At 42.4% G+C, this 8436-nt stretch carries 6 protein-coding genes and 1 pseudogene; 5 read left to right on the top strand and 2 right to left on the bottom strand.

Annotation, left to right across the window (positions count from 1 at the left end; translation table 11 throughout):
* Nucleotides 1-299 precede the first annotated feature (299 nt).
* The 4 genes and pseudogenes from ACWNM1_RS29585 to ACWNM1_RS29570 all read left to right on the top strand — a co-directional run bounded on the left by ACWNM1_RS29585 (nt 300) and on the right by ACWNM1_RS29570 (nt 3664).
* Nucleotides 300-767 (top strand): MarR family winged helix-turn-helix transcriptional regulator, encoded by a 468-nt coding sequence (locus tag ACWNM1_RS29585; RefSeq protein ID WP_449603776.1) that lies wholly within the window; start codon nt 300-302, stop codon nt 765-767.
* 95 nt (nt 768-862) lie between these two features.
* Nucleotides 863-1834: a ring-cleaving dioxygenase gene (locus ACWNM1_RS29580; protein WP_449603775.1), complete on the top strand. Its 972-nt coding sequence runs from the start codon at nt 863-865 to the stop codon at nt 1832-1834.
* A gap of 35 nt (nt 1835-1869) precedes the next feature.
* A pseudogene (locus tag ACWNM1_RS29575) lies at nt 1870-2286 on the top strand (LLM class flavin-dependent oxidoreductase); the annotation flags it as partial.
* A 283-nt stretch (nt 2287-2569) separates the two neighbouring features.
* Nucleotides 2570-3664 carry a winged helix DNA-binding domain-containing protein gene (locus tag ACWNM1_RS29570; RefSeq protein ID WP_449603774.1) on the top strand — a complete coding sequence of 365 codons (1095 nt, stop codon included), beginning with the start codon at nt 2570-2572 and terminating at the stop codon, nt 3662-3664.
* Between the two features lie 216 nt (nt 3665-3880).
* Here the strand turns inward: ACWNM1_RS29570 and baiCD are convergent, their stop codons facing one another.
* Entirely contained in the window at nt 3881-5806 is a 1926-nt protein-coding gene (gene baiCD / locus ACWNM1_RS29565; RefSeq protein ID WP_449603773.1) for a bile acid Fe-S flavoenzyme BaiCD, read from the bottom strand.
* Between the two features lie 176 nt (nt 5807-5982).
* On the opposite strand from baiCD, the gene ACWNM1_RS29560 reads away from it, so the two are divergent.
* Complete coding sequence (locus tag ACWNM1_RS29560; protein WP_341052876.1) at nt 5983-6516, top strand: PadR family transcriptional regulator; 534 nt, start codon at nt 5983-5985, stop codon at nt 6514-6516.
* Between the two features lie 592 nt (nt 6517-7108).
* Here the strand turns inward: ACWNM1_RS29560 and ACWNM1_RS29555 are convergent.
* Complete coding sequence (locus ACWNM1_RS29555; RefSeq protein ID WP_449603772.1) at nt 7109-8374, bottom strand: alkaline phosphatase; 1266 nt, start codon at nt 8372-8374, stop codon at nt 7109-7111.
* Nucleotides 8375-8436 lie beyond the last annotated feature (62 nt).

Here is an 8436-nt window from a genome sequence, read left to right as displayed (position 1 = left end):
AGAAATAAATAAGAAAATTTTTCTATTTGAGTGTAACAATCTAATTAAAAGGGGGGGTGAAATGATTTCATTCTATAGTGACATCCCGAATGCTTCTACATGGGAGGTAGTTGAACCGGTTCATAAGGGTTGGTCAAAGGGAAGTTGCTAATACGCTGAGCCGAGCGGAGAGTGTTCTGGAGTGGTATTTGGCAAGCGTGTAGGATTTCTACTGAGCTTGACTCCTTGTCAGTTTACTAGTATACTCATATTAACAAATCAAATAACACATAAAATAAACAAACGATGGACGTGACCAAATGAGAAATAATGGATTCACTGAAGATAACCAATTAAGCTTATTGATCTGGTTGCGGCTGGTTAAGGTATATGAGAATAGTAACGATCTTTCCAATGAATTCTTGAAGAAATTTAACTTAACAGTTAATCAATTCGATACCTTGGTACAAATATTATTACATCAGCCTGTAACACAGATGGAAATTGCCGAGCATCTAACCATTACTAAAGGTGGCGTATCCCATATGCTTGGTAGATTAGAGAAAGAAGGATGGATTGAACGCAAACAGGATTGGAAAGTGAAGTACATTACTTTAACGGAAAAGGGTCAAACACTTATTGAGAAGGTACTGCCCTTGCAATCGGATTTCCAAGCCTCGTTATTCGATCCACTGACAGATGAGGAGAAGAAAGTGTTTTACAGCATGCTTAAAAAGATTCATCGACATAGCCAAGATGAGAATCGACTCCCGCGAGGTGTCGAGTAGTGACGCAAAAGCTTTATTGATAATAAAGCTTACTTTTTTCCTCATCAGTATACTAGTAAACTTAATTTAACAAAACTCATTAGGAGGTTTTTAAAATGAAACAACAACCCATAAACGGACAACATCATGTGTCTATGCTTACTAAGGACGCTAAACAAAACTTATGGTTTTATACAGAGGTCCTGGGACTGAGACTTGTAAAGAAAACGGTCAATCAAGATGATCCATCCATGTACCATCTATTTTATGGAAATCGTAACGGTGCTCCTGGAACCGAAGTATCTTTCTTTGAAATGCCAAATGCAGGTCAGACCCGCAAAGGGACGAACAGTATTAGCTCTTTCTCCCTTCTTGTTCCTAGCGATGAAGCCTTGTCGTATTGGGCTAGTCGATTAGATTCTTTTGAAGTTCCTCATGAAGCGATTGTAAGTATCGGGGAACGTAAGTCGCTTACTTTTTATGATAGAGATGAATTGACAGTCCATTTAGTATCGGCTGAAAAAGATAACGGTATCGAGTTAGTTGAACCGTGGATTACAGAAGACATCCCTCCAAAGTATGCCATCGTTGGGTTAGGACCCGTTGAATTGACTGTACGTGAGGCTGGCCGCACAAAGGCGGTTTTGGAAGATATCTTGGGCTATACACAAGGTCGGACGGTACCCTCCATGGGGGATTCGAAAGTGATGGTAGATATATATGAAACGGGGAAGGGTGGTTTATACACCGAGCTCCACGTCAAAGAAGTAAATGATAAAGATCGGGAAAGACCAGGTAGAGGGAGCATCCATCATGTGGCTATAAGCGTGAAGGATATCGAAGAACTAAGCGAATGGGCCGCCAAGATCACTGCTGCAGGCTATAAAAATTCAGGGGTCATTGATCGTTATTACTTCCATTCCTTGTATTTCCGGGATCAGAACCATATTCTTTTTGAGCTTGCTACAGACGGCCCAGGATTTGAGATTGATGAAACTTTTGACGCGCTAGGAGAGAATTTGACCTTACCTTCATTTCTGGAAGAACGTCGTGAAGAGATTGAATCGAAGCTTCATCCTATCCGCTAAACCTAATACAACTATGAAAAAAGGACATAATCATGATGGAACAATGTAGAATCGATGAGAAAAAAGGGTTGGAGCTAGGTTTATACACGTTAGGTGATCACACCACAGACGCCTTAACAGGTAAAGCAATTAGTGAACGACAACGGATTCAAGAGATCGTAGCGGCTGCCAAATTAGCTGAGGATGCTGGATTAGATGTATTTGGGGTAGGCGAGAGTCATCAACCGAAATTCATTACCTCAGCTGCCTCGGTTGTCCTTGGAGCCATTGCAAATGCAACCGAACGTATAAAGCTTGTCAGTTCAGCAACTGTGCTAAGTACAGAAGATCCTGTACGTGCATATGAGGACTTTGCAACATTGGATTTGTTATCAGGCGGTAGAGCAGAGATTGTTGCTGGACGTGGATCGCGTCTCGGGGCTTATGAACTTTTTGGTTATGACGTAAGAGATTAAGTTCTTCAAAACATTACTTAGTGGCAGAACAACAACTGAAACCGATCCTCTCTTATATGAGAGCGGTGGTGGTGAAGTGCAACAGAAACCTTTTTTGAGGTCTGTATATGACTTTCTATTGCACATTATGCAATGGAATGGAGTTCATATTCTAATTTAATCTCGTATTTCAATAGAATCAATAGTAATATCGACATAGACATGAGCAAGAACTTAACCATTTTGTTAAATAACTGGAAGTATATAATTTGAGGATGCATTTCTGAAAAGGGGGAGTAGTGTGACGAATAACCTTATTGCAAATAGTAGGTTGTATAATCAAATGATTGCAGGCTCTTTACATCACACACCAGAGCAGGTCGTGAAAAAAATGGGGGCTATGCAAGCGCAAGACTATATGCAGGCGGTTTGGGCCATCGGACTACGTTCTCCTGCTACCAAATTAGCTGATATAGAGCGTACAATCGCTGACCGTAAGATTATACTTACTTGGACGCTGCGAGGTACGCTTCATTTCGTCCCAGCAGAAGATGTAAAATGGATGCTACAACTCTCTGCACCGCGTTTAGCATCACAAACGAAGCGGCGAATGGCTGAGCTTGGACTTGATGATCAGACACTGGAGCGCTGTAGAGAAATTATTGTGAATGCTCTAAAGGGCGGGAAGCAGATGGATCGTTCGGTCCTACTTCAGCTAATAGAAGAGGAAGGCATCCACACGGGGAATCAACGCGGTTATCACATGCTCTGGAATAGTGCCTATCAAGGACTGATTTGTTTTGGACCGATGAATGGTAAAAAGCAAACGATTGTATTGTTAGAGGAATGGGTGCCAGATTGCCGTGAGCTATCTTATGAACAATCGTTGCAAGAACTCGCGTTGCGGTATTTTACAGCCCGTGGATTAGCTACCGTTCAGGACTTCGCTTGGTGGGCAGGTATAACTCTTACAGATGCAAGACATGGGCTGGAGACTGTGACCAATGAACTTCAATCGGCGGATATAAATGGCAGCGAGCTTTGGATGTCTAACCATCGACTAGCTCCCGCAGAGGAAGATTCTGGAGTCTATTTACTTCCGGGTTTTGATGAGTACATTCTTGGTTATAAAGACCGGAGTGCTGTACTTGAACCTGAGACGGCCCCTTTGATTGTGCCTGGGAATAATGGTGTTTTTCTTCCGATGATTGTTGTTGGTGGCCAAGTTATAGGTACATGGAAACGTTCGATTAAGAAAAAAGGAATTGAGATAGTCATTCATCCATTTAGAGAGCTTGGAAATGCTGAAGAAGCTGTGTTTAAAGCTGCTGAAAGATATGCTGCTTTTATCGGGCTGCCGATACTCAATTTTAGCGTGTCTTCTACATTGACATGAGAATGAAAATATCGTTCAGGGGTGAAGATCAAGTTCATGAATGAGGGCGAGTTAATGAGCTTTATTGTTCAAACGAAAACGATACATATGTAACAGTGATGGCACTAACACACTTATTAGCCCCTGAAAGTTGATTTTTCAGATAGTTCTGATAAGAACGTAACCCGGCAGGTGCGACCTGCCGGGTTTATTCATAAATCTAATTGACTATATGAACTAGATTCGTCTAGCTAACTCTGCACCCTCCCAAATAGCATTAAGCGCTCTGCGAGCTTGCACTGCATCCCCAATTACATGATAAGGAATGGAGCTTTCCTCCAAGAAGTTCTGAAGGGTTTTCTTGTTTAGGGCGCGTGATCCTACTGCGATTACTACATAATCGGCAGGCAGGCTGAGAAGCTCCCCATTTTTTTCAACCATCACGCTATTCTTTTGGATCGTCATGCACTTGCTGTTGGTCATTAATCTAACACCGTGGCCATATAAGCTTTCCATTACACAGATTTTACGAAGGATACCCAGATCATTTGCTACATCGGCTTGCATTTCTACAACAGTGATTTGATTTCCGCGTTCGACCAGAAGCTCAGCGACCTCGAGACCGACCAAACCCCCTCCAATAATAACAACTCGACCTTCAGGATGAGCTGTTCCCCATAATACATCATGTGAATTTACTACATGACTACTCAGAACACCTTCTACTGGAGGAATAATTGGGGCCGATCCGATTGCAAGAATGACTTCATCCGGACTGATTTCTTGAATAAGCTCTGGAGTAACCTCCGTATTCATTCGGATTTCTACACCTTCACGTTTAGCCGTCTCTCCCATATTCAGAGCAGCCACGGCCATTTCTTCTTTACGCGGTGCGGCACCAGCGATATAAAGCTGTCCGCCTAGAATGTTATTCTTTTCGCATAAAATTGGAGAATGCCCACGACGTTTCAGTGTGATTGCTGCTTCTAATCCGGCTGGCCCACCACCGGCTATAAGTACTTTTTTTGGTGTGCTCGCTCGCTGTAATTCATATTCACTTTCTCTTCCGGTAGCAGGATTAAATACACAGCTGATGAAAGGCACCTTCGGATTTACGAATCCATCGAAGCAGCCTTGATCACAACCCACACATTTAACAATGGTGTCCGCGCGTCCAGCTAATGCTTTGTTACAGAATTCAGGATCTGCCAATTGAGCGCGGCCAATAGCTACGAAATCAGCCAGTCCTTCGGCAATAATTCGATTAGCAATAGCTGGATCATTAATACGACCTACAGCTATAACTGGAATGTTAACCACGGATTTAATTTGTGCTGCGTTATCTACATTGAAGCCCACAGGTAGATCGATAGGTGGTACTTCATATTTAATTGCTGCGCCTGCTGGAACTCCGCGTGATACATTAATCGCATCAATACCAGCATCCTCAGCGAGCTTCGAGAAGAGCTTCATATCTTCCAGTGTAAGTCCGCCGGGAAGATCCTCGATAGCAGAGATTCTCATCAAGATAGGGAACCTAGGTCCAACGGCTTCTCGAATGGCACGTATACAAGCGAGCGGAAAGCGACAACGATTCTCCCAGGAACCGCCGTACTCATCCTGACGGAAGTTCATCGCTGGGCTTAGAAATTGTTGTGGCAAATAACCATGACCAGCATGGAATTCTACACTGTCAAATCCAGCTTTTTTCGCACGTGAAGCAGCATCTGCGTAAGCTTGAACCATCTCAATAACTTCGTGATTCTCCAGCTCTCGGGGGATATGTGTTACACCCTCGAAAGGGACAGGGGAGGAGGAGACTTGAATCAGGTTGGGAGTTACTTTCCCTCCATGCCATAACTGAAGACAGCTTTTGCCGCCTGCATCACGAATGGCATGAGCCAATTGGGTCATACCAGGAATGAATTTATCATCAAAAATGGCTGGAGCATCCTCAGAAGCAGCCGTTGGGTGAACGGTTGTTACTTCAACTGTATTTAAGCCATTACCTCCTTTTGCGCGTGCTACATGGTAATCAATCAAACGCTCGCTGACATACCCACCCGGAGCATTCATTTTTGTTCCCATGGCAGGCAAAATGACCCGGTTCTTGAGCTCCATATTTCCTATCGTACCTTTGCTGAACAAATGTGCGAATTCCATGCTATAACTTCCTCTCTATATATAGGTTAAAAATAACTAGGTTATTTTAACCTATAATATCGAACGGAACGATAAAAGTATGTGCATAAAATCACGAAGTATTTGGCACAAATGCAGTCCTTGAGGTAAGATAAGAAAATGACCGGAAATGAAGTCCGGTAGTTCGGAGGATGAATATGGATATTGAAGTCTTGATTCTGGCTCAATTAATGAAAGGGTCAAAACATGGTTATGAGATTAAAAAAAATATCATTTTCGTAATGAGTAACGATAAAATCGTTAATAATAATTCGCTGTATCCGAAGCTGAAATTGTTTGAAAAGCGAGGTTGGGTGATTAAAAAAACGGAAATGCAGGAAAACCGACCTAAACGGTATGTGTATTCCATCACAGCCGAGGGTGAGGAGCGGTTTCATATCTGCTTGAACGAATTTTCACTGGAGACTATTCGTATTGATAATGAATGGTCTATTCGTCTTGCTTATTATGAGCTACTGGATCAGGAGGCCCGCCGAAGATTACTTGATTACAGAGAGACTTACATGAAAGAGAAGCTGGAACATTTACAACAGTTATCCCTAGTGGTTGGGAACGGTAAAGATTTGGATTACTCTGAAGAGCTATATTTTTATACCCGAAGTATGGTATTACATGAGCTAGAGTTAATCCATGAGCTTTCCCATAAACTGGACGCCTTGGATATGCATTAATCCGTATAACAGATATCTTCTATGTACATCTCGCCAAAAAAGTCAAGAAGGGGGTTTTCCTTGAGAAAACTATACTTATTAACCCTTGGTCTTGTACTCCTGTTTATATTTCAGCCTGCGATCAAGAACAGGCAAGTGATTCTGTAATTAAGGAAGAAACGGTTACATCCAAGGGGAGAGTCATTCAATCTGTCTTAAAGCCACTTGAAAGGAACACTAATTCAGAAGAAGTTAATGTATCTTTCCAGATTATATTTTGAAAGATAATGGTACTTTAAAGTATAAAAAAGAAACAGCAGAGCCGGTAAATGTTGAATAGGCAGATAAGACAGCTACTTTTAAGTTCGATTCGAATATGGCGGCTTTTCTTAGTTCAAATAGTAAGGATTATGAATCAGGGGCAACTATATGGGGATTTCGACTGACAGGTGAGTGGCTAGACCAAACTAAGGAAATCACGTTTGTTATTCGAACAGATGCTAAGTAGGTATGGAGATCATCATAGTGTTTAAGGGACAACCCGGGATTGCGATTCATCAATCAAAAAGACTAACCAGAGAGTCTGGCTAGTCTTTTATGTTGTTCGATCTCTTTATTTCACCTTAATACCCATGGCTTGCGCAACCTTAGTGAATACTTCGGTATTTTCGTATACTCCTGTAAACAACTGAGCGTTTTTGCCCATGGCTGTAATTGGAATATCCACTGCTGTATGACCTGAAGTTGTCCAGTCTACAACGAAATTCTGTTTGGAGTTAGCGATGGCAAATGGACCATCTTCTTTGGAAATGCCGTCACCTGATTCATCTTCAGCGTCTACGGCTTCAATAGAGAATCCACCTGTTTCATGGTCGGCGAGAACTAGGACAAGGGTATCGGGATTCTTTTTAGCGAAATCTTTGGCAATCTGTACGGATTTATCTAACTCTTGCCCCGCTTTAATCGTCATCTTGGCATTGTTTTGGTGTGCAAATTCGTCAGTACCCTCTTCTTCAACCATCAGGAAAAATCCTTTTTTATTTGCTGCAAGCGTGTCTATCGCTTTTTTCGTCATTTCAGGCAGGGATACAACCGGTTTGTAGATATCTCCTTCACCCTCTGGCTTTTGCTGGAACATTTCCTCATTTGCAAATAACCCGAGAAGCTTACCGTTTTTCGCCTTTTGCATATCGGTTTTGTTCGTTACGTAGGAGTATCCAAGCTGTTTAGCTTTGTCTACAAGGTTCCCCTGCGTTCCTTTGCTTTTCTCTGAAGGATCTTCAGCTGGCTCATCTGCGAACTTACCTGGATTTCCAGCAGGATACCAGAAGTCTTCGCCTCCACCTAGAAGAACGTCAACTTTGCTCTTGGTCAGAAGCTGCAGAGCGATATCACTTTGTTTGGAGCGATCTTCAACATGAGCACCGAAGGCAGCGCCTGTAGCATCAGTAATTTGGCTGGTAGTTACAACGCCTGTAGATTTCCCTGCTGATTTTGCATATTCCATAATGGTTTGTACGGACTCTTTATCTGCATTCATCCCAATGGCACCGTTATAAGTCTTGACTCCGCTGGCATAGGCTGTGGCTGAAGCAGCTGAATCTGTAACAGGGACAGTGGAGCTTGTATGAATTAGTCCAGCAAATGGCATAGAATCCATCGCTAGATTTCCTTTTTCACCTACTGTAGCTAGGCGGATGGCATTGCGCTGGGCAGTACCCATTCCATCACCGACAAACAGAATCACATTTCTTGTGTTTGATGAAGCTGCATTGGCCTGATTTGGTGCTTGTGTAGTGACTACATTGGAAACGAAGAGAGCAGTTGCTGCAGTCGCTACAATTGCCGTCTTAACGCCGTACTTTTTCGGTGATTTCATAATTTCCCTCCTAATGTATGTTTACAACCTCATACTATAGTAATTACATTAAGAGAATGTTT

This window comes from Paenibacillus sp. Marseille-Q9583 (assembly GCF_976954365.1).
Note: the sequence above shows the minus strand (reverse complement) of the source record. Positions and strands in the feature narration are given on the sequence as shown.

Excerpts from the sequence above, each read along its gene's own strand:
- ACWNM1_RS29585 (WP_449603776.1), top strand. The coding sequence starts at position 300 with ATGAGAAATAATGGATTCACTGAAGATAACCAATTAAGCTTATTGATC.
- ACWNM1_RS29580 (WP_449603775.1), top strand. The coding sequence starts at position 863 with ATGAAACAACAACCCATAAACGGACAACATCATGTGTCTATGCTTACT.
- baiCD (WP_449603773.1), bottom strand. The coding sequence starts at position 5,806 with ATGGAATTCGCACATTTGTTCAGCAAAGGTACGATAGGAAATATGGAG.
- ACWNM1_RS29560 (WP_341052876.1), top strand. The coding sequence starts at position 5,983 with ATGGATATTGAAGTCTTGATTCTGGCTCAATTAATGAAAGGGTCAAAA.
- ACWNM1_RS29555 (WP_449603772.1), bottom strand. The coding sequence starts at position 8,374 with ATGAAATCACCGAAAAAGTACGGCGTTAAGACGGCAATTGTAGCGACT.